The sequence below is a fragment of the Streptomyces sp. NPDC055955 genome, assembly GCF_042270245.1.
Classification (GTDB): domain Bacteria; phylum Actinomycetota; class Actinomycetes; order Streptomycetales; family Streptomycetaceae; genus Streptomyces.
Genome location: NZ_JBHJYS010000030.1, coordinates 1 through 20,430 on the forward strand (window position 1 = coordinate 1; position 20,430 = coordinate 20,430).

12 protein-coding genes, 1 tRNA gene and 1 rRNA gene are annotated in these 20,430 nt (G+C 69.8%); 11 read left to right on the plus strand and 3 right to left on the minus strand.

What is annotated here, in order from left to right; genetic code table 11:
• The 3 genes from rrf to ACFC96_RS40310 form a co-directional block, all read left to right on the plus strand.
• A 5S ribosomal RNA gene (rrf, locus tag ACFC96_RS40300) occupies positions 1-94 on the plus strand; the annotation flags it as partial.
• A 114-nt stretch (positions 95-208) separates the two neighbouring features.
• Positions 209-871, plus strand: coding sequence for a DegT/DnrJ/EryC1/StrS family aminotransferase (locus ACFC96_RS40305; RefSeq protein WP_376617383.1), 663 nt, complete (start codon positions 209-211; stop codon positions 869-871).
• 85 nt (positions 872-956) lie between these two features.
• Positions 957-1,029, plus strand: a tRNA-Thr gene (locus ACFC96_RS40310).
• A gap of 53 nt (positions 1,030-1,082) precedes the next feature.
• Here the strand turns inward: ACFC96_RS40310 and ACFC96_RS40315 are convergent.
• The gene (locus ACFC96_RS40315) at positions 1,083-3,707 is read right to left on the minus strand and encodes a SpoIIE family protein phosphatase (RefSeq protein WP_376264614.1); all 2,625 of its coding nucleotides are present in this window, start codon (positions 3,705-3,707) and stop codon (positions 1,083-1,085) included.
• A 324-nt stretch (positions 3,708-4,031) separates the two neighbouring features.
• Here ACFC96_RS40315 and ACFC96_RS40320 point away from each other — a divergent pair, with 324 nt between their 5' ends.
• The 8 genes from ACFC96_RS40320 to ACFC96_RS40355 all read left to right on the plus strand — a co-directional run bounded on the left by ACFC96_RS40320 (position 4,032) and on the right by ACFC96_RS40355 (position 17,891).
• The gene (locus ACFC96_RS40320; protein WP_376264617.1) at positions 4,032-9,542 is read left to right on the plus strand and encodes a HAMP domain-containing protein; all 5,511 of its coding nucleotides are present in this window, start codon (positions 4,032-4,034) and stop codon (positions 9,540-9,542) included.
• Between the two features lie 274 nt (positions 9,543-9,816).
• Positions 9,817-10,500, plus strand: coding sequence for a two-component system response regulator (locus tag ACFC96_RS40325; RefSeq protein WP_116509145.1), 684 nt, complete (start codon positions 9,817-9,819; stop codon positions 10,498-10,500).
• A 115-nt stretch (positions 10,501-10,615) separates the two neighbouring features.
• On the plus strand, positions 10,616-13,384 hold the full coding sequence (locus ACFC96_RS40330; protein WP_376617298.1) for a DNA translocase FtsK: 2,769 nt from the start codon (positions 10,616-10,618) through the stop codon (positions 13,382-13,384).
• A gap of 278 nt (positions 13,385-13,662) precedes the next feature.
• The gene (locus ACFC96_RS40335) at positions 13,663-14,541 is read left to right on the plus strand and encodes a helix-turn-helix domain-containing protein (RefSeq protein WP_376617299.1); all 879 of its coding nucleotides are present in this window, start codon (positions 13,663-13,665) and stop codon (positions 14,539-14,541) included.
• Positions 14,542-14,619: 78 nt separating this feature from the next.
• Positions 14,620-16,080, plus strand: a complete 1,461-nt coding sequence (gene rimO / locus ACFC96_RS40340) for a 30S ribosomal protein S12 methylthiotransferase RimO (RefSeq protein ID WP_376264626.1) — start codon at positions 14,620-14,622, stop codon at positions 16,078-16,080.
• Entirely contained in the window at positions 16,077-16,757 is a 681-nt protein-coding gene (pgsA, locus tag ACFC96_RS40345; protein ID WP_376264629.1) for a CDP-diacylglycerol--glycerol-3-phosphate 3-phosphatidyltransferase, read from the plus strand. Before rimO ends, pgsA begins: the two co-directional genes overlap by 4 nt.
• Positions 16,758-16,807: 50 nt before the next feature.
• A complete protein-coding gene (locus ACFC96_RS40350) occupies positions 16,808-17,407 on the plus strand; it encodes a CinA family protein (protein WP_376617301.1) in 600 nt (199 codons plus the stop codon).
• A gap of 109 nt (positions 17,408-17,516) precedes the next feature.
• Positions 17,517-17,891 (plus strand): helix-turn-helix domain-containing protein, encoded by a 375-nt coding sequence (locus ACFC96_RS40355; protein WP_100591071.1) that lies wholly within the window; start codon positions 17,517-17,519, stop codon positions 17,889-17,891.
• Positions 17,892-18,609: 718 nt separating this feature from the next.
• On the opposite strand, the gene ACFC96_RS40360 is transcribed toward ACFC96_RS40355, so the two are convergent.
• Entirely contained in the window at positions 18,610-19,386 is a 777-nt protein-coding gene (locus tag ACFC96_RS40360) for an SDR family NAD(P)-dependent oxidoreductase (RefSeq protein WP_376617303.1), read from the minus strand.
• A 68-nt stretch (positions 19,387-19,454) separates the two neighbouring features.
• A complete protein-coding gene (locus ACFC96_RS40365) occupies positions 19,455-20,285 on the minus strand; it encodes an Fpg/Nei family DNA glycosylase (protein WP_376617305.1) in 831 nt (276 codons plus the stop codon).
• Positions 20,286-20,430: the final 145 nt, after the last annotated feature.

Genomic DNA, 20,430 nt, shown 5'->3' on the forward strand with positions numbered 1-20,430 from the left:
AACGCCCGGTTACATTCCGAACCCGGAAGCTAAGCCTCACAGCGCCGATGGTACTGCAGGGGGGACCCTGTGGGAGAGTAGGACGCCGCCGAACTCCTTTTATAGAGCTGGTCCCTGAACTTCGGTTCAGGGACCAGCTCTTTTTTGTTTTGCGTCACTTGTCGTTCACGTTGCGCAGCCAACATCCCGTGCCATGGGGACAGTTGCAATGCTGAGGGCCGCCGGTATCGGAACCGGTGACGAGGTCATCGTGCCCGCCTACGGGAACGTCGAGGTCGCGGAGGCCGTCGAACTGGCCGGTGCCAGGCCGGTGTTCGCGGACATAGATCCGGACACGTACTGCCTCGCCCCCGCTTCGGTCGAGGCCGGCGTCAGTGCGCACACCGCGGCGATCATCGCCGTACACCGCTTCGGGCAGCCGGCCGATGTGGCGCGGCTGTGGGAGATCGGTGCGCGACGCGGGCTGCTCGTCCTGGAGCAGGGTGAATCGGAGCAGCCGCACGACGGGCTCGTCCAGCGGCGGGCGCACGCCGGCTATCTGAACGCGCGGCTCAGTGGCGTACGGACGCCCGCCGGGAGCGATCGGCACACCTATCAGCAGTACGTCGTGCGAGTGCCCGGCAACGGCCGCCCCGACCGGGACGCCTTCGCACATGCCATACGGGCCAGGGGAATTGACTGCCACGTGCCGGTGAAGACGCCCGTGCACCGGCTGCCGCGGTTCCGGCGTGACGTCGCTCTGCCGGAGACGGAGCGGGCGGCCGACGAGACGCTGGCGCTGCCCGTCAGTGCCACGCTGTCGCGGCGCGAGCTCCACAAGGTCGTCTCCGCGTGCAATGCGCTCGGTGGGCTGCTGCAGCCCGCTTTCTGACGCGCGGGCGGGGCGGTTCGAACCGAGCTGAAGTTCGGGTATGCTTAATTCCGTTGCTGCGGGGGAAACCTCGGGAAAGCAACAGGCCCCTATAGCTCAGTCGGTAGAGCGTCTCCATGGTAAGGAGAAGGTCAGCGGTTCGATTCCGCTTGGGGGCTCAGACATAAAGGCCTCCGCCCTTTCGGGCGGAGGCCTTTTGCGTTGGGGCCCCTCAGTCCTTCTGGAGTTCCGGGACGCGCATGGTCAGGATGGCCATGTCGTCCGAAGGGGCGTCAGACGCGAATCGCTCGACCGCGCGCATGATGCGGGCCGCCACCGCGCCGGCCGTCAGGCCCGTACAGGTCGTCAGCACGTCCGCCAGGCCGTCGTCGCCCAGCATGCGGGTGCCTTCGCGGCGTTCGGTGATGCCGTCCGTGACACAGAGGAGGACATCGCCCGGTTCCAGTGTCATCGTCTGCTCGTAGAGCTCCAGGTCCTCCATGACGCCGAGGAGCGGCTGCGGCTCCGCGTACGGCTCGACCGTGCCGTCCTGGCGCAGGCGCAGGGGGAGCGGGTGGCCGGCGCAGACCATCTTCAGGACCGACGAGCCGTCCTCCTGAGGCCACAACTCGCCGTAGAGGAGCGTGAGGAAGCGGCTTCGGGCGCCCTCGTCGAGGATCGCGGCGTTCAGGCGCTCCAGGACCGCGGGGCCGCCGAAGCCCTCGCGGGCCAGGAGGCGCAGGGCGTGCCGGGCCAGGCCGGTGACCGCCGCGGCCTCCGGCCCCGTACCGCAGACGTCGCCGATGGCGAAGCCGTAGGCGCCGTCGCGGATCGGGAAGAGGTCGTAGAAGTCGCCGCCCACCTCGTTTCCCTCGCCGGCCGCGCGGTAGATGACCTCGACCTCGACGCCCGGGATGTGCGGGAGCTCCGGTGGGAGCAGGCTTCGCTGGAGGGACTGGCTGATGGCCATGCGCTCCGAGTAGAGGCGCGCGTTGTCCAGGGCGAGGGCGGCACGGCGGCTCAAGTCCTCGGCCAGTTCCAGGATTTCCTGGCGGAAGTGCTCGTCGGACGGCTTGCCGAGCGTGAGCATGCCGATGACGCGGTTGCGGGCGACCAGAGGGAGGACGACCGTCTCGCCGCCGACCGCGGAGGCCGTGGCGAGGGTCGTGCCGATGCCCGAGCTGACGCTCGCCGGCGCGCCGAGGCCGAGACTGCGCTTGGACGTCCGCAGAGCCGCCTGGTGGGCCGCCTCGGCGGGTGCCGCCCAGACGCGGGCTCCGGGGGTGGGTACGGGGTCGGGCGGGGCGATCTTGGACAGGAGCGCCTTGAGGCCGTCGATGCGCTCCTCGTCCTCGTGCAGGACGTACGAGAGGTACGGCTCCGAGGACTGGTCGGCGATCGTGTAGACGGCGCACCAGGTGGCGAGCGTCGGGACCGTCATCTGGGCCATGAGCGCCAGGGTCTGGTCGCGGTCGAGGGTGCCGGCGAGGAGGTCGGACGCCTCGACGAGGAAGCTGAGGGAGCCGCGGCGGAGCTTTTCGAGCTCGCCGAGGCGGGCCGACTCGACGGCCAGGGCGATGCGATCGGCGGCGAACTGGAGGCGCAGGGCCTCCTCGTTCGAGTAACGGCCGGGTGCCTCGGCGGCGACGCCGAGGGAGCCGGTGAGGCGGCCCTCGACCTTGAGCGGGACCGTGACGACCGAGCGCATGCCCGTGCCGTTGAGGAGGGGGACGGCGCCGGGGACGACCATGAGGTCCTCGTGGACGGCCGGCATGCGGGCCGAGCCGTAGCGGCCGGGGCCCACCTCCACGGGGACGCGGGCGAAGCGCTGGCGGGCGGACGGAAGGCCCGTGGAGGCGCGGACCTCCAGCTCGGTCTCGTCATCGGTCGCGAGGAGCAGGAAGGCGGAGTCGCCGTCGAGCATGTCGCGGGCGCGTTCCACCGTGCGCTGGAGCAGGCCGTCTAGGTCGTCAGGGGCGGGTGAGCCGATGAAGACCTCGAAGGGGTCGGACGCGTTGCCCTCGGACAGCGTGCCGCTCTCCGAGGTGGTCTGGCCGCGCAGCGGGGTCTGGAGGACGGCGCGCTCGTGGTCGCGTACGAGGAGGCAGACCGTGGAGGGGTCGCCGTCGGCGTCGCGCACGCGCAGGTGGGAGGCGTAGACGGGCGTCACGCGGCCGTCGGCGCCGCGGATGCCGTAGCTGCCCTCCCAGCGCGAGAACTGCAGCGCGTCGACGATTCCCGTGCTCGTGCCGGGGGTGTGCGGCCAGGCCGCGAAGTCGGTGAGGGGTTTACCGACGACCTGTTCGGCGACGTATCCGAAGAGGTGCTCCGCGTCCTCGCTCCAGGCGGCGACGGCTCCGGTGCGGTCGATCTGGACGACGGCGACCCGCACACGGCTGTCGGCCAGCGGGAGGAGGTCGGTGGGGAGGGCGGGGCCCGCGGTGCGGGTGCCCACCGAGCGCTGGGGAAGGGCGAGTTGGAACCAGACGAGTTTGTGGGTCGGCGTGTAGTCGACGCCCCAGCGGGTGGCGAGGGCCGCGCAGAGCTGGAGGCCGCGGCCGCCCTCGCGGTCGGGGTTGCCCATGTTGATCGCGGACTGCTGGAGCGGGATCTCGCGCTCGGGGTAGCGGTCGGCGACCTCGACGCGTACGCCGTCGTCGGTGCGCAGGCACAGGACCTCGGCGGAGGTGCCGGCGTGCACGACGGCGTTCGTCACGAGTTCACTGGTGAGGACGACCGCGTCGTCGATGATGTCGGGGAATCCCCAGCCCTGGAGGGTGTCGCGGACGAAGGCGCGGGCGGTCGCGACGGACCGCCCGACGGGGTCGAAGGTGGCAGCCGCGCGCGCGGTGATCACAGAACTCCCTGTATCAGTCGTACGAGTCTCGACGCCCAGGTCTCCCGAACTCATGGCGCGGTCGCCCCTCCGATGCCCGTTGTTCTCGTGCCACCGCCCTGGCCGGGCGGACCGGGGTGGGTGGACAGCCGCATGCAAGGTTACTTACCTTCGCCGTCCATGCGGATGCCGGTCGCTTGTGTTTCCGCCCGGAGGGTGTGCGGACGGTGTGCGAAGCTGCCGAACTGTTATGGCCTGGTTCTGCCATGGTGAAACACTGGGCAGGCTTCCGAAGAGAACCCGAGCAATCCGAGCAGTACGGCCGACCCTTGCGGGAGGGACACAGTGGAGTCTGGCGCAGCGTCGCGAGGCACGAATACGCGCGCAAAGGGCGGACAGTCCCTGGCGAAACAGAGTAAATCGCGCAATGGGACCACGGCGGTGGACACCGCTGCCCTGAACAGACTGCTCGCCGGTCTTGTGGCGATGCGGGACGGCAACTTCCGCAAGCGCCTCACGGTGTCGGGCGACGGCCTCATGGCCGAGATCGCCGCGGTCTTCAACGAGGTCGCGGACCGGAATCTGCACCTCACCGGCGAGCTGTCGCGGGTGCGGCGGATGGTCGGTCGGGAGGGGAAGCTCACCGAGCGGCTCGAGACGGGCGCCTGTGAGGGCTCCTGGGCCGCGGCGATCAACGCCTCGAACGCCCTGGTCGACGACCTCGTGCGCCCGGTGTCCGAGGTCGGACGGGTGCTCACGGCGGTCGCGGAGGGCGATCTGTCGCCGCGTATGGAGCTGCGTTCGCAGGTGCCGGACGGCAACGGCCATCCGCTGCGAGGCGAGTTCCTCAAGGTCGGGCGCACCGTCAACAACCTGGTGGACCAGCTGTCGACGTTCACCGACGAGGTCACGCGAGTGGCCAGTGAGGTGGGCACGGAGGGCAAGCTGGGCGGTCAGGCCCGGGTGCGCGGTATGTCCGGTTCGTGGAAGGATCTCACGGATTCGGTCAACACCATGGCGTACCGGCTGACGGCTCAGGTGCGTGACATTGCTCTCGTGACGACCGCGGTGGCAAAGGGCGACCTGTCCCGGAAGGTCACGGTTCACGTCGCGGGCGAGATGCTCGAACTGAAGAACACCGTGAACACGATGGTGGACCAGCTGTCGTCCTTCTCCTCAGAGGTGACCCGCGTGGCCCGCGAGGTGGGTACGGAGGGCGAGCTCGGCGGCCAGGCGCAGGTGCCGGGTGTGGCGGGTGTGTGGAAGGACCTCACCGATTCCGTAAATCTTATGGCCGGCAACCTGACCGCCCAGGTGCGAGGGATCGCGCAGGTCACGACGGCGGTCGCCAACGGTGATCTGTCGCAGAAGGTGACGGTGTCGGCACGGGGCGAGGTCGCCCAACTCGCCGAGACGATCAACCAGATGACGGAGACGCTGCGCACGTTCGCCGACGAGGTCACGCGTGTGGCCAACGAGGTCGGTGCGGAAGGGCAGCTCGGCGGGCAGGCGAACGTGCCGGGCGCGGCGGGAACGTGGAAGGACCTCACCGATTCGGTGAACACGGTCTTCCGGAACCTGACCACGCAGGTGCGCGACATCGCGACCGTCACGACGGCGGTGGCGAACGGTGATCTCTCGCAGAAGGTGACCGTCGACGTCGCCGGCGAGATGCTCGAGCTCAAGAACACCGTCAACACGATGGTGGACCAGCTGTCCGCGTTCGGCTCCGAAGTCACCCGCGTGGCAAGGGAGATCGGTGTCGAGGGTGAGCTGGGCGGCCAGGCGCATGTGCAGGGCGCGGCCGGCACGTGGAAGGACCTGACGGACTCCGTCAACACGGCCTTCCGCAACCTGACGGGCCAGGTCCGCAACATCGCGCAGGTGACGACGGCGGTGGCCAACGGCGACCTGTCGCAGAAGGTCACCGTCGACGTGTCCGGCGAGATGCTCCAGCTGAAGAACACCGTGAACACGATGGTGGACCAGCTGTCGTCGTTCGCCGACCAGGTGACGCGCATGGCGCGCGACGTGGGCACCGAAGGACGGCTCGGCGGTCAGGCGCGGGTCGACGGCGTGTCCGGCACCTGGAAGGAACTCACCGACTCCGTCAACTTCATGGCGGGGAACCTGACTTCGCAGGTGCGCCAGATCGCGCAGGTGACCACGGCGGTGGCGCGGGGCGACCTGTCGCAGAAGATCGACGTGGACGCGCGCGGCGAGATCCTCGAGCTCAAGAACACCATCAACACGATGGTCGACCAGCTCTCCGCGTTCGCCGACCAGGTGACGCGGGTGGCCCGCGAGGTGGGCACGGAAGGCCGGCTCGGCGGTCAGGCGCAGGTTCCCGGCGTCGCCGGTGTGTGGCGCGACCTGACCGACTCCGTGAACGGCATGGCCGGCAACCTCACCGCCCAGGTGCGCAACATCGCGCAGGTCGCCACGGCGGTGGCGCGCGGTGACCTGTCGCAGAAGATCGACGTGGACGCGCGCGGCGAGATCCTGGAGCTGAAGAACACCCTCAACACGATGGTGGACCAGCTCTCGAACTTCGCCGAGCAGGTCACGCGGGTCTCCCGCGAGGTGGGTACGGAGGGCATCCTCGGCGGGCAGGCCGAGGTCCAGGGTGTCTCCGGCACCTGGAAGGACCTCACGCAGTCCGTGAACGGCATGGCCAACAACCTGACCCTTCAGGTGCGCAACATCGCCGAGGTCACCACGGCCGTCGCCCGCGGCGACCTGTCCAAGAAGATCACCGTCGACGCGAAGGGCGAGATCCTCGAACTCGTCACGACCGTCAACACGATGGTGGACCAGCTCTCGTCGTTCGCCGAGCAGGTGACCCGCGTGGCCCGTGAGGTGGGTACGGAGGGCCAGCTGGGCGGGCAGGCGCGGGTGCGGGGCGTCACGGGCATCTGGAAGGACCTCAGCGACAACGTCAACCTGATGGCCAACAACCTGACCAGCCAGGTGCGCAACATCTCGCAGGTCGCGGCGGCCGTCGCCAACGGCGACCTCACCAAGAAGGTCACGGTCGAGGCGCGCGGTGAGGTCGCCCAGCTCGCCGACACGGTCAACACCATGGTGACGACGCTGAGTTCGTTCGCCGACCAGGTGACCCGCGTGGCCCGCGAGGTGGGCACCGACGGAATCCTCGGCGGTCAGGCCCGCGTACCGGGAGTCTCCGGTACGTGGAAGGACCTCACCGAGTCCGTGAACGGCATGGCGTCGAACCTGACCGGACAGGTCCGCAACATCGCGATGGTCACGACCGCCATCGCCAAGGGCGACCTGACCAAGAAGATCGACATCGACGCCCGGGGCGAGATCCTCGAACTCAAGACGACCATCAACACGATGGTCGACCAGCTGTCTTCGTTCGCCGAGCAGGTGACCCGGGTCGCCCGAGAGGTGGGTACGGAGGGCCAGCTGGGCGGTCAGGCCCGCGTGCGCGACGTCGACGGCACCTGGCGCGACCTGACCGAGTCCGTGAACGAGATGGCAGGAAACCTGACCCGTCAGGTGCGTGCCATCGCGGCCGTCGCCACGGCGGTGACCCGCGGCGACCTGAATCTCAAGATCGACGTGGACGCGGCGGGCGAGATCCAGGCCCTGCAGGACAACATCAACAAGATGATCTCCAACCTCCGCGACACCACGGTGGCCAACGAGGAGCAGGACTGGCTCAAGGGCAACCTCGCCCGTATCTCCGGCCTCATGCAGGGCCGCCGCGACCTGGAGGACGTGGCCTCGCTGATCATGAGCGAGCTGACGCCGGTCGTCTCCGCCCAGCACGGCGCGTTCTTCCTGGCGCTCCCGACGGACGAGGCCGAGGCCGGTTCGGCGCCCGAGGACGCGTACGAGCTGCGCATGCTCGGCAGCTACGGCTACTCGATGGGGTCCATGCCGACCTCGTTCCGGCCCGGTGAGACGCTCATCGGGACCGCGGCCCAGGAGAAGCGCGCGATCCTCGTGGAGAACGTGCCGCAGGGGTATCTGAAGATCGCTTCCGGGCTCGGGGAGGCGCCGCCCGCACACGTCATCGTGCTGCCGGTGCTCTTCGAGGGGACGGTCCTCGGTGTGATCGAGCTGGCGACGTTCCAGCCGTTCACGCAGATCCAGAAGGACTTCCTGAACCAGATCGCCGAGATGATCGCGACGAGCGTGAACACCATCTCCGTCAATACGAAGACGGAGGTGCTGCTCAAGCAGTCGCAGGAGCTCACCGAGCAACTGCGCGAGCGGTCCGCGGAGTTGGAGAACCGGCAGAAGGCGCTCCAGGCGTCCAACGCGGAGCTGGAGGAGAAGGCCGAGCTGCTCGCCCAGCAGAACCGCGACATCGAGGTCAAGAACACCGAGATCGAAGAGGCCAGGCAGGTCCTGGAGGAGCGCGCCGAGCAGCTCGCGGTCTCCATGCGGTACAAGTCCGAGTTCCTGGCGAACATGTCGCACGAGCTGCGTACGCCGCTCAACTCCCTGCTGATTCTCGCCAAGTTGCTCGCCGACAACGCGGACTCGAACCTGACCCCGAAGCAGGTCGAGTTCGCCGAGACGATCCATGGCGCCGGTTCCGACCTGCTCCAGCTGATCAACGACATCCTCGACCTGTCGAAGGTCGAGGCGGGCAAGATGGACGTGTCGCCGACCCGCATCGCTCTGGTGCAGCTCGTCGACTACGTGGAGGCCACTTTCCGCCCGCTGACCGCGGAGAAGGGCCTCGATTTCTCCGTACGGGTCTCGCCCGAACTGCCCGCGACGCTCCACACGGACGAACAGCGCCTGCTCCAGGTGCTGCGCAACCTGCTGTCCAACGCGGTCAAGTTCACCGATTCCGGGGCTGTCGAACTGGTCATCAGGCCGGCGGGCGCGGACGTGCCCGACGCCATCCGTGAGCAGCTCCTGGAGGCGGGCTCCCTGCGGGAGGCGGACGGCGACCTGATCGCCTTCTCCGTGACCGACACCGGCATCGGCATCGCGGCCGGCAAGATGCGGGTGATCTTCGAGGCGTTCAAGCAGGCCGACGGGACGACGAGCCGCAAGTACGGCGGTACGGGCCTCGGCCTGTCCATCAGCCGTGAGATCGCGCGGCTCCTCGGCGGTGAGATCCACGCGCAGAGCGAGCCCGGGCGTGGCTCCACGTTCACGCTGTACATGCCGCTGCACGCGAGCGAACTGCCGCCGCAGGGCTACCCGCAGCTCGCGCCCACCATCGAGCCGGGGATGCACGCCGTGCCGCTGGAGGCCATGCCGCCCGAGGCGTCGATGCCTCCGGAGGTCAGGTCGTACCAGGACACCCAGCACGGTCCCGCCGCGCTCTTCAGGCGGCGCCGCAGGCAGGTGGCCGCGCCCGAACAGCGGCCGGCGCTGCCGGGACAGCCCGGGCAGCAGGCGCCGGCGGCGCCCGCGCAGGAGCGTGCCCAGGAGCAGTGGGCGGGCACCGGTCAGGAAGGGGCACCGCAGGAACGACGCACGTTCCTCTTCGGTGGCGAAAAGGTGCTCATCGTCGACGACGACATCCGTAACGTCTTCGCCCTCACCAGCGTCCTGGAGCAGCACGGCCTGTCCGTGCTGTACGCCGAGAACGGCCGGGAGGGGATCGAGGTCCTCGAACAGCACGACGACGTGACGGTCGTCCTGATGGACATCATGATGCCGGAGATGGACGGCTACGCGACGACGACGGCGATCCGCAGGATGCCGCAGTTCGCCGGTCTGCCGATCATCGCGCTCACGGCCAAGGCCATGAAGGGCGACCGGGAGAAGGCCATCGAGTCCGGGGCCTCCGACTACGTCACGAAGCCGGTCGATCCGGATCATCTGCTGACGGTGATGGAGCAGTGGATGCGCGGGGAGTGACAGGGTAGGTGTGCGTCGCTGAGCAGTTGCTGACCGAGTCTGCCCGATGCCGTGTAGAACCGCGGTATCCGGGGAACCTTCTGGTCTCCCACTGCGTTTGTGGTACGTGCACAGTGACATCGCGGTGACAGGGTGTGGCGACGGGCGGGGTGCGGCTACCATGACCGGCACAAGGACGGGCGACGCAAGGGAGTCGCCCACTGGGGCGGCTTCCGGAGCCGCCCCAAGTCCTGCGGACAGGGGCGGCCCCATGCCGGGGCGAGGAGGGCGGGCCATGGTGCAGAAGGCCAAGATCCTCCTGGTCGATGACCGGCCGGAGAATCTGCTGGCGCTGGAGGCCATCCTCTCCGCGCTCGATCAGACACTGGTGCGGGCATCGTCCGGGGAGGAAGCACTTAAAGCGCTGCTCACGGACGATTTCGCGGTCATTCTGCTGGATGTCCAGATGCCGGGAATGGACGGTTTCGAAACCGCGGCGCACATCAAGCGTCGGGAGCGGACACGCGACATCCCGATCATCTTCCTCACGGCCATCAACCACGGCCCGCACCACACGTTCCGTGGGTACGCGGCCGGTGCGGTGGACTACATCTCGAAGCCGTTCGACCCGTGGGTCCTGCGCGCGAAGGTCTCGGTCTTCGTCGAGCTGTACATGAAGAACTGCCAACTGCGGGAGCAGGCCGCCCTGCTGCGGCTCCAGCTCGAGGGCGGCGGGAAGTCCGACGTCGGCGACTCCAAGGAGCCGGCCGGGCTGCTGGCCGAACTCTCCGCACGGCTCGCGGCTGTTGAGGAGCAGGCCGAGGCGCTCTCTAAGCAGCTCGACGACGAGTCGGCGGACGCGGCCGCGGTCGCCACGGCGGCGCACCTCGAACGCAAACTCACCGGGCTGCGCCGTGCTCTTGACGCTCTGGAGCCCGGCACGGGAAGCGGCGCACCGTCACTTCCCTCGCAGAACTGAGCAGCAGCCCACCATTTGAGGAAGCGTCACTTCCGGGCACACCGATCCGCGACACGGACGGGTGAAGCAGTAGGCACACGTGTCCACAGTGGCCTCCACCGGTAACCTCGCACCCATGGCCTCACGTCCCGCAGCCAAGAAGACGCCCGCGAAGAAGGCGGCCGCGCCGACCAAGGCTCCGGCGAAGAAGGCTCCTGCCAAGAAGACGGCCGCGAAGAAGCCCGCGGCCAAGAAGGCGCCCCCGAGGAAAGCCGCGGCGAAGAAGCCCGCGCCCAAGCCGGTGCCCAGCCCCACCGGGGGCGTGTACCGGCTCGCACGCGCGCTCTGGCTGGGCGTCGCGCACAGCGTGGGCGCGATGTTCCGCGGCATAGGCCGTGGCGCCAAGGGGCTCGACCCGGCGCACCGCAAGGACGGCCTCGCCCTCCTTCTCCTCGGTCTGGCGCTGATCGTCGCGGCCGGCACCTGGTCGAATCTGCGCGGACCCGTCGGCGATCTCGTCGAAATGCTCGTCACGGGAGCGTTCGGCCGGCTCGACCTGCTCGTACCGCTGCTGCTCGGCGGCATCGCCGTACGTCTCATCCGGCACCCCGAGAAGCCCGAGGCCAACGGGCGCATCGTGATCGGCCTGTCCGCCCTCGTGATCGGCGTACTCGGCCAGGTCCACATCGCCTGTGGTTCGCCGGCCCGCACCGACGGCATGCAGGCCATAAGGGACGCCGGTGGGCTGATCGGCTGGGGCGCCTCCACCCCGTTGAGCTTCACCATGGGCGAGGTGCTCGCGGTGCCGCTCCTCGTCCTGCTCACCGTCTTCGGGCTGCTCGTGGTCACCGCGACGCCCGTGAACGCGATTCCGCAGCGACTGCGGCTGCTCGGCGTGAAGCTCGGCGTCGTCCATCCGGACCCCGAGGACGACGCGCTCGGCGTGGCGGACGACGATGAGCGCTACGACGAACAGTGGCGCGAGTCCCTGCCCGCGCGTTCCAGGCGGCGCCCGGCGGACCCCGAGACGTACGACCCCGACCAGGCGGAGCAGGAGGCACTCTCCAAGCGGCGCAGGCCCCGGCGCACCCCTGTGCAGCCCGTCGTGACCCGGCCCATGGACGCGGTCGACGTGGCCGCGGCGGCCGCTGCCGCGCTCGACGGGGCCGTGCTGCACGGTATGCCCCCGTCGCCGCTGGTCGCCGATCTGACGCAGGGGGTCGGTACGGAGCGGGAGAGCGCCCCGGAGCGCATGGCGCCGGTGCCCACCGCGCGGGCGAAGGCGCCGGCGAAGGAGACCGAGGAGCCGGCAGCTGAGCCCGCGGCCGCGGTCGCGGCGGCCAAGGCGGGCGTGCCCGACCTGACGAAGTCCGCCCCCGACGCCCCGCGCGACCTCCCGCCGCGTGCCGAGCAGCTTCAGCTGTCCGGCGACATCACGTACTCGCTGCCGTCGCTCGACCTCCTGGAGCGCGGCGGCCCCGGCAAGTCACGCAGTGCGGCCAACGACGCCGTCGTCGACGCGCTGTCGAACGTCTTCTCCGAGTTCAAGGTCGACGCCCGCGTCACCGGCTTCACGCGCGGCCCGACGGTCACCCGCTACGAGATCGAGCTCGGCCCCGCCGTGAAGGTCGAGAAGATCACGGCGCTGGCCAAGAACATCGCCTACGCCGTCGCGTCCCCCGACGTCCGGATCATCTCGCCCATCCCCGGCAAGTCCGCCGTGGGCATCGAGATCCCGAACACCGACCGCGAAATGGTCAACGTGGGCGACGTCCTGCGCCTCGCCGACGCGGCCGAGGACGACCACCCGATGCTCGTCGCGCTCGGCAAGGACGTCGAGGGCGGTTACGTCATGGCCAACATGGCCAAGATGCCGCACATCCTCGTCGCCGGAGCCACCGGCTCCGGAAAGTCCTCCTGCATCAACGGCCTGATCACCTCGATCATGTGCCGGGCGACCCCGGAGGACGTGCGCATGGTCCTCGTGGACCCCAAGCGCGTCGAGCTCACCGCGTACGAGGGCATCCCGCACCTGATCACGCCGATCATCACCAACCCCAAGCGGGCGGCCGAGGCGCTGCAGTGGGTCGTGCGCGAGATGGACCTGCGCTACGACGACCTCGCGGCGTTCGGGTACCGGCACATCGACGACTTCAACCAGGCGATCCGCGACGGCAAGCTCAAGACGCCCGAGGGCAGTGAGCGCGAGCTGAAGACGTACCCGTACCTGCTGGTCATCGTCGACGAGCTCGCGGACCTGATGATGGTCGCGCCGCGGGACGTCGAGGACTCGATCGTGCGCATCACGCAGCTCGCGCGCGCGGCCGGCATCCACCTGGTGCTCGCCACCCAGCGCCCGTCGGTCGACGTCGTCACCGGCCTCATCAAGGCCAACGTCCCCTCCCGGCTCGCCTTCGCCACCTCCTCGCTCGCCGACAGCCGCGTCATCCTCGACCAGCCCGGCGCAGAGAAGCTGATCGGCAAGGGCGACGGGCTGTACCTGCCGATGGGCCAGAACAAACCCACCCGTATGCAGGGCGCCTTCGTCACCGAGGACGAGATCCACGCCGTCGTCCAGCACTGCAAGGACCAGATGGCGCCCGTCTTCAGGGACGACGTCACCGTCGGGACCAAGCAGAAGAAGGAGATCGACGAGGACATCGGCGACGACCTCGACCTGCTCTGCCAGGCCGCTGAGCTGGTCGTTTCCACACAGTTCGGCTCCACGTCGATGCTCCAGCGCAAGCTGCGCGTCGGCTTCGCGAAGGCCGGACGGCTCATGGACCTCATGGAGTCCCGGAACATCGTGGGGCCGAGCGAGGGTTCCAAGGCGCGTGACGTTCTTGTGAAGCCTGACGAACTGGATGGAGTGCTCGCAGTGATCCGCGGGGAGGCTCAACCCTGAGGCGCGCGTCGATGGGACAGCGCGCGCCCCGCAGGACGAACGGACGACTCATACTCGCGATCGACGCTCACTCGTAAGGGAGCGTGAGGCAACCGTTTCCCCTCCGCGTACGTCAAGTTGAGGGAGGGGACGGGTAGGTGTCCCAGCATCGGGGTGACCGGCCCTCGTGTCCGGCCATTCCGATGGCGTAAAGGTCCGACCGCCCGGTTGCCCCACCCTTTCGTACCCCCCCTAGACTGAACCTCCAGCAGGTGGTTACACGCTCGAAAGGCGCCCTCGTGTCCATCGGCAACTCCCCTGAAGACGACCGTCCTTCGGATGACGTTCGCGCGACGACCCCGCCGGCCGTCGAGCAGGCGCACACGCCCTCGGACGACCGCCCCTCGATCGGACGCGTCCTCCGTCAGGCGCGCGAAGACGCCGGGATGACCGTCGACGAAGTCAGTACGTCCACCCGAGTGCGCATCCCGATCGTGCAGGCGATCGAGGAGGACGACTTCTCGCGGTGCGGCGGCGACGTCTACACGCGCGGTCACATCCGGACCCTGGCGCGTGCCGTGGGCGCCGATCCCGAGCCGCTGCTCGCCCAGTTCGCCGACGAGCACGGTGGGCGGCCCGCGCCGACTCCGGCCGCTCCGCTGTTCGAGGCCGAGCGGATCAGGTCCGAGCCGCGCCGGCCGAACTGGACGGCGGCCATGGTCGCCGCGATCGTCGCGGTGATCGGCTTCGTCGGGTTCACCGCGTTCGGCGGCAGCGACGACGGAGCCAAGCAGCAGGCCGCCGAGGGCGCGACACCGGCCTCCGGCAAGCCCAAGCCTACGCAGACCCCCAAGGCCACCAAGCCCACCGACCCCAAGCCCGACCCGACCGACAGCGCGATCGCGGCCGCGCCTCGCGACAAGGTCACCGTCAAGATCAACGCGGCGGACGGGCGCAGCTGGATCTCCGCGAAGGACCACAACGGACGGATCATGTTCGACGGTCTGCTCGAACAGGGCGAGTCGAAGACCTTCCAGGACAGCCAGAAGGTCGACCTCGTCCTCGGCGACGCGGGCGCCATCCAGCTGTACGTGAACGGCAAGCAGGTGGACAACGAGTTCGAGGCCGGACAGGTCGAGCGCCTCACCTACACCAAGGGCGATCCCGAGGTCGGATGAGCGGGAGGTTGCCCGGCGATGATCTCCGGGTAACCCTCGCGGGCGGTGCTGTCGGCGGGACGAAGTAGTCTTGAGCCCATGCCCGAACGCCGTACCGTCGCCCTTGTCACTCTTGGCTGCGCCCGTAACGAGGTGGACTCGGAGGAGCTCGCAGGCCGCTTGGAGGCGGACGGCTGGGAGCTCGTCGAGGACGCCGAGGCCGCAGACGTCGCTGTCGTCAACACCTGTGGCTTCGTCGAAGCCGCCAAGAAGGACTCAGTCGACGCCCTTCTCGAAGCCAATGACCTCAAGGGCCATGGCAGAACCCAGGCCGTCGTGGCCGTCGGCTGCATGGCCGAGCGGTACGGCAAGGATCTGGCGGAAGCCCTCCCCGAGGCCGACGGCGTGCTCGGCTTCGACGACTACGCCGACATCTCCGACCGGCTCCAGACCATCCTCAACGGCGGCATCCACGCCTCGCACACCCCGCGCGACCGACGCAAGCTGCTGCCGATCAGCCCCGCCGAGCGGCAGGACGCGGGCGCCGAGGTGGCGCTTCCCGGACACGCCCCCGTGGACCTGCCCGAGGGTCTCGCGCCCGCGTCCGGCCCCCGCGCCCCGCTGCGCCGTCGCCTCGGGACGAACCCCGTCGCCTCGGTGAAGCTGGCGTCCGGCTGCGACCGCCGCTGCTCCTTCTGCGCCATCCCGTCCTTCCGCGGCTCCTTCATCTCGCGCCGGCCCAGCGACGTCCTCGGTGAGACGCGCTGGCTCGCCGAGCAGGGAGTCAAGGAGGTCATGCTCGTCTCCGAGAACAACACCTCGTACGGCAAGGACCTCGGCGACATCCGACTCCTGGAGACGCTGCTGCCCGAGCTGGCCGCCGTCGACGGGATCGAGCGGGTGCGCGTCAGCTATCTGCAGCCCGCCGAGATGCGCCCCGGCCTCATCGACGTCCTCACGGGAACCGACAAGGTCGTCCCGTACTTCGATCTCTCGTTCCAGCACTCGGCGCCCGCCGTGCTGCGTTCCATGCGGCGCTTCGGGGACACCGACCGCTTCCTCGACCTGCTCTCCACGATCCGTGACAAGGCGCCGCAGGCCGGTGTCCGGTCGAACTTCATCGTGGGCTTCCCCGGTGAGAGCGAGGCCGACCTGGCCGAGCTGGAGCGCTTCCTCACCGGCGCCCGCCTCGACGCGATCGGCGTCTTCGGCTACTCCGACGAGGAGGGCACGGAAGCGGCGACGTACGAGCACAAGCTCGACGAGGACGTCGTCGCCGAGCGCCTCGCGCGAGTGTCGCGGCTCGCCGAGGAGCTGGTCTCGCAGCGCGCGGACGAGCGCGTCGGCGAGGCGGTCCACGTGCTCGTCGAGTCCATCGACGACGAGGACGGTGCCGTCGGTCGCGGCGAGCACCAGGCGCCCGAGACGGACGGACAGGTGCTGCTCACCAGCAGCGAGGGCCTGAGCGTGGGTCGTATCGTCGAGGCAAAGGTGATCGGCACCCAGGGCGTCGACCTGGTCGCGGAGCCGCTCGAGTGTTCTGAGGAGGCGGGCAGATGACCGGAGTCCCGGCATCCGCAACGGGCGGTTCCGGTAGGCCGGCGCCCGGCGGCAAGTTGGGCGCTGCGGCCGTCAACCAGGCCAGCCTGTGGAACATCGCGAACATCCTGACCATGCTCCGGCTCGTCCTCGTGCCGGGCTTCGTGGCGCTCATGCTCGCCGACGGCGGCTACGACCCCGTCTGGCGCGCCTGGGCCTGGGCGGCCTTCGCCGTCGCCATGATCACGGACGTCTTCGACGGACATCTGGCGCGCACGTACAACCTGGTCACGGACTTCGGGAAGATCGCCGACCCCATCGCCGACAAGGCGATCATGGGGGCGGCGCTCGTCTGCCTCTCGAGCCTCGGCGACCTGCCGTGGTGGGTGACGGGAGTGATCCTCGGGCGTGAGCTCGGGATCACCCTGCTGCGCTTCTGGGTCATCCGGTACGGGGTGATCCCGGCCAGTCGTGGCGGAAAGATGAAGACCCTCGCCCAGGGCACGGCGGTCGGGATGTACGTCCTGGCGCTGACCGGGCCGCTGGCCACGTTCCGGTTCTGGGTGATGGCGGTGGCGGTCGCGCTGACCGTGCTCACCGGCCTCGACTACGTGAAGCAGGCCGTGGTGCTGCGCCGGCAGGGCATGGCGGCCGAGGATGCCGCCCGCGACGAACGTGAGGCGGCGGCGGAGCAGTGACGTCCGGAGCGGTCGGCGGTGGCGGGGCGGACGGCCTCGCCACCGCCGCCGTGGTGCTCGGGCTGCTCGCGGAGCGCGGCGAGACCCTCGCGGTCGCCGAGTCGCTCACCGGCGGCCTCGTGGCGGCGGACATCACCTCGGTGCCGGGTGCCTCGCGCGTCTTCCGCGGATCCGTCACCTCGTACGCGACCGAGCTGAAACGGGACGTCCTGGGCGTCGACGGCACTCTCCTGGCGGAGCGCGGGGCGGTGGATCCCGAGGTCGCCCTGCAGATGGCGACAGGGGTGCGCAGGATCCTCGGCGCGGACTGGGGGATCGCGACCACGGGCGTCGCCGGGCCCGACGAACAGGACGGGCAGCCGGTGGGGACGGTCTTCGTGGCCGTCGCCGGGCCGGAGGATTTCCTTGCCTTCGAGGCGGGTTCCGGAGGGGCTGACGCGGGAGCCGGCGCCGGGGTTGAGCGGTCAGGGGCTCAGGACGGCAGTTTCGCTCGTAGCCGGAAAGTGGCCGCGTTGCGGTTGAACGGCGACCGTTCGGAAATCCGTATGGAGAGTGTACGGAGTGTGCTTGAGCTGCTCCTTGAGCAGGTCTTGAGCGAACGCGCAGAGAATGAGCGGGCACAGGATACGGAACAGAACGGGGGGTTTTGATGTTTACAGCCCTGAGTGAACACGACATCGCTCCCCGCACGGCCGCGGCGCAAGGCGGTACGGTGGGGCGTGAAGGATGCGGCTACGCGGTCCGAGGAGGGAGCCACCGATGATTCTGCTCCGTCGCCTGCTGGGTGACGTGCTGCGTCGGCAGCGCCAGCGCCAGGGCCGTACTCTGCGCGAAGTCTCCTCGTCCGCCCGAGTCTCGCTCGGCTATCTCTCCGAGGTGGAGCGGGGGCAGAAGGAGGCATCCTCCGAGCTGCTGTCCGCTATTTGCGACGCGCTTGACGTACGGATGTCCGAGCTCATGCGCGAGGTGAGCGACGAGCTCGCCCTCGCCGAGCTGGCCGAGTCGGCAGCGGCTACTGATCCGGTGCCCGCACCGGTTCGCCCGCGGCTCAATTCTGTCTCCGTGGCCGGTGTCCCACCGGAACGGGTGACCATCAAGGCGCCTGCGGAAGCGGTGGACGTCGTCGCTGCGTGATCCCGCGCGGCGTGACGCCTCGTGCAGGTGTCACTCATAAGTGTGTGAAAGCCCCGGCCGGGAGATCGGCCGGGGCTTTTGCATGGCGAGGCTCTCTCATGGTGAGGCTCTCGGATGTCCGGTGGCGCGCGGGTGGGGTGCCTGGAGTGGCGGGCCAGGGGACGTGCCGGGCCGCGCTCGACATGCCCGCATCAGGGCAGTCGTGCCATGGTGAAGGGGATTTCGACGTGCGCGGGAGCGCCTTCGGTGTGCGGGAACGCCCCCGGAGCGCCCTGCCGCCGGGTGGCGCCGGCGTTCGGGCTCGATCCGATCCGATCCGGCGTGGGGCAGGAGGTGGCGGCCGTGGCGTGGCGGACTGTGCGGGGAATACCGGCAGGGGTGTGGCGGACCGTGCGCTGGATACCGGCCGTGGCCTTCGGGGCGCTGTGGTGGTGGGGCCTGCTGCGTCTGGTCTTCTCGCCGGACGCGGGTGCCTTCGAGGGGGCTGTGGCGGCCGGTGGGTGGGGGCTGAGCCTGCTGCCGGTGCACACCGTGCCCAAGTCACGGGCGGCGGGAGCGGTGGGATCCGTGCGGTCGGGTGGGACTTCCGCGGGGTCGATCCGGCCCCCTGGAGCGCCGGCGGGGGCGGTGGGGGCCGGTGGAGCGTCTGTCGGGGGTGCGGGGCGGGGCGGGACTTCTGCGGGGGAGATGCGGTCCGCCAGGGCCGGGGGCGGGTGGCTCACCAGGGCATGGCGACGCCGCCGTTCGGGCGGAGGATCTGGCCCGTCGTGAACGATGACGCGTCCGATGCCAGGTGCAGGACGGCGTGTGCGATGTCGTCCGCCTCGCCCACGCGGCCCAGTGGGGACATCCGGACCATCAGGGCCTCCGTGTGCGACTGCTCCGACGCGTCGTGCCGGCCGGTCATGGGTGTACGGATCCAGCCGGGCGCGACCGCGTTGACGCGGATGCCCTGCGGACCGACCTCGGTCGCCAGGGTCTTCGTCAGCTGGACGACGGCGGCCTTCGAGACGCCGTAGCAGAGCAGTCCGGGGCCGCCGGTGTCCACGGCCCCCGACGCCATCGTGACGATGCTGCCGCGTGTGCCCGTCGCGATCATGGCGCGGGCGGCCTCCTGGCAGGCGTACAGCACGCCTTTGAAATTGATGCCGAGGACGCGGTCGAGGTCCTCGTCGCGGGTCTCCAGGACGGGGCTGCTGTGCATGATCCCGGCGATCGCGGCCATGGCGTCGAGGCGGCCCGTCGCGTCGACGGCCGCCGCCACCGCCTCGGCGAGCTGGGTGCGGTCCGCGACGTCGAGGGGGTGTGTGCGGGCCGTGCCTCCCCTGGTCTTGATCAGTGTCGCCGTCTCGTGCAGGCCCTGCGCGTCGCGGTCGGCGCAGTGCACAGTGGCTCCGGCGTCGGCCAGGAGCAGGGCGGAGGCACGTCCGATGCCGCTCGCGGCGCCGGTGACGAATGCGGTGCGTCCGGTGAGGTCGTACGCGGTGACGGGCATGAGGGGACCGTACGAGCACATCTGACGGATCGTCAATTAGCTTGTAAGGGCTATCTGGTGAGGCTGTGTCATCTGGCGGGCGGGAGCTGTCCGGCGTAGTGAGGGGCCGGGCCGTGTTGACAGGAGGGGCACCAGTAGGTGGGGCGTTGGCGGGAGCCGTCGCCCTGGTCCGCCACGCGGATCGGGGTGCGGCAGCGCAGGCAGGGGCGGGGCGCCCGGCCGTAGACGTAGAGCCGCTGGCCGGGGCGGCCGCTTCCGGTGGTGACGCGCGCGGGGCGGTCGCGATTGGCTTCGAGGAGCTTCTTGGCGAGCTCGGGGAGGCGGGCGGCGGTGTCGTGCGGGAGGTCGCCGACAGGCAGCCATGGGGTGACCTGGAGGAGGAAGCACAGCTCGGACTTGTAGACGTTGCCGATGCCCGCGAGATTGCGCTGGTCGAGGAGGGCCTCGCCGAGGGCGCGGGCCGGGTCGCGCAGGAGGTTGCGGAGGGCCGTGGCGGCGTCCCAGTCCGGGCCGAGCAGGTCGGGGCCGAGGTGGCCGACCACCTTGTTCTCGTCGGCCGTGCGCAGGAGTTCGAGGACGGGGAGGCGGTAGCCCACCGCGGTGCGGGTGGCGTTGCCGAGGATCGCGCGGATCTGGTGGCCGGGGCCACCGGTCCACCGCTCGCCCGGCGCGTACACCTTCCAGGAGCCGTCCATGCGCAGGTGCGAGTGAAGGGTGAGGCCGCCCTCGATGCGGGTGAGGAGGTGCTTGCCGCGCGGGGTGACGTCGAGGACGGTGCGGCCGGTCAGGTCGGCCGTGGCGAAGCGGGGGACGCGCAGGTCGGAGCGGATGAGCACCTGGCCCGCGAGGGCGGTGTGCAGACGCCGCGCGGTCTGCAGGACGGTGTCTCCTTCGGGCATGGGTCAAGGGTGGCACGGGTTGCTGAGGTGGCGTGGGGCGGTCGGCATGTGCCGACAGGGCGGGGAAGGGGGCGGTGGTGGCTCACTGGGTGGGGGCTCGGGGTGAGGTCTGAGGGAGGGCTCGGTGTGGGCTCGGGGTGAGGTC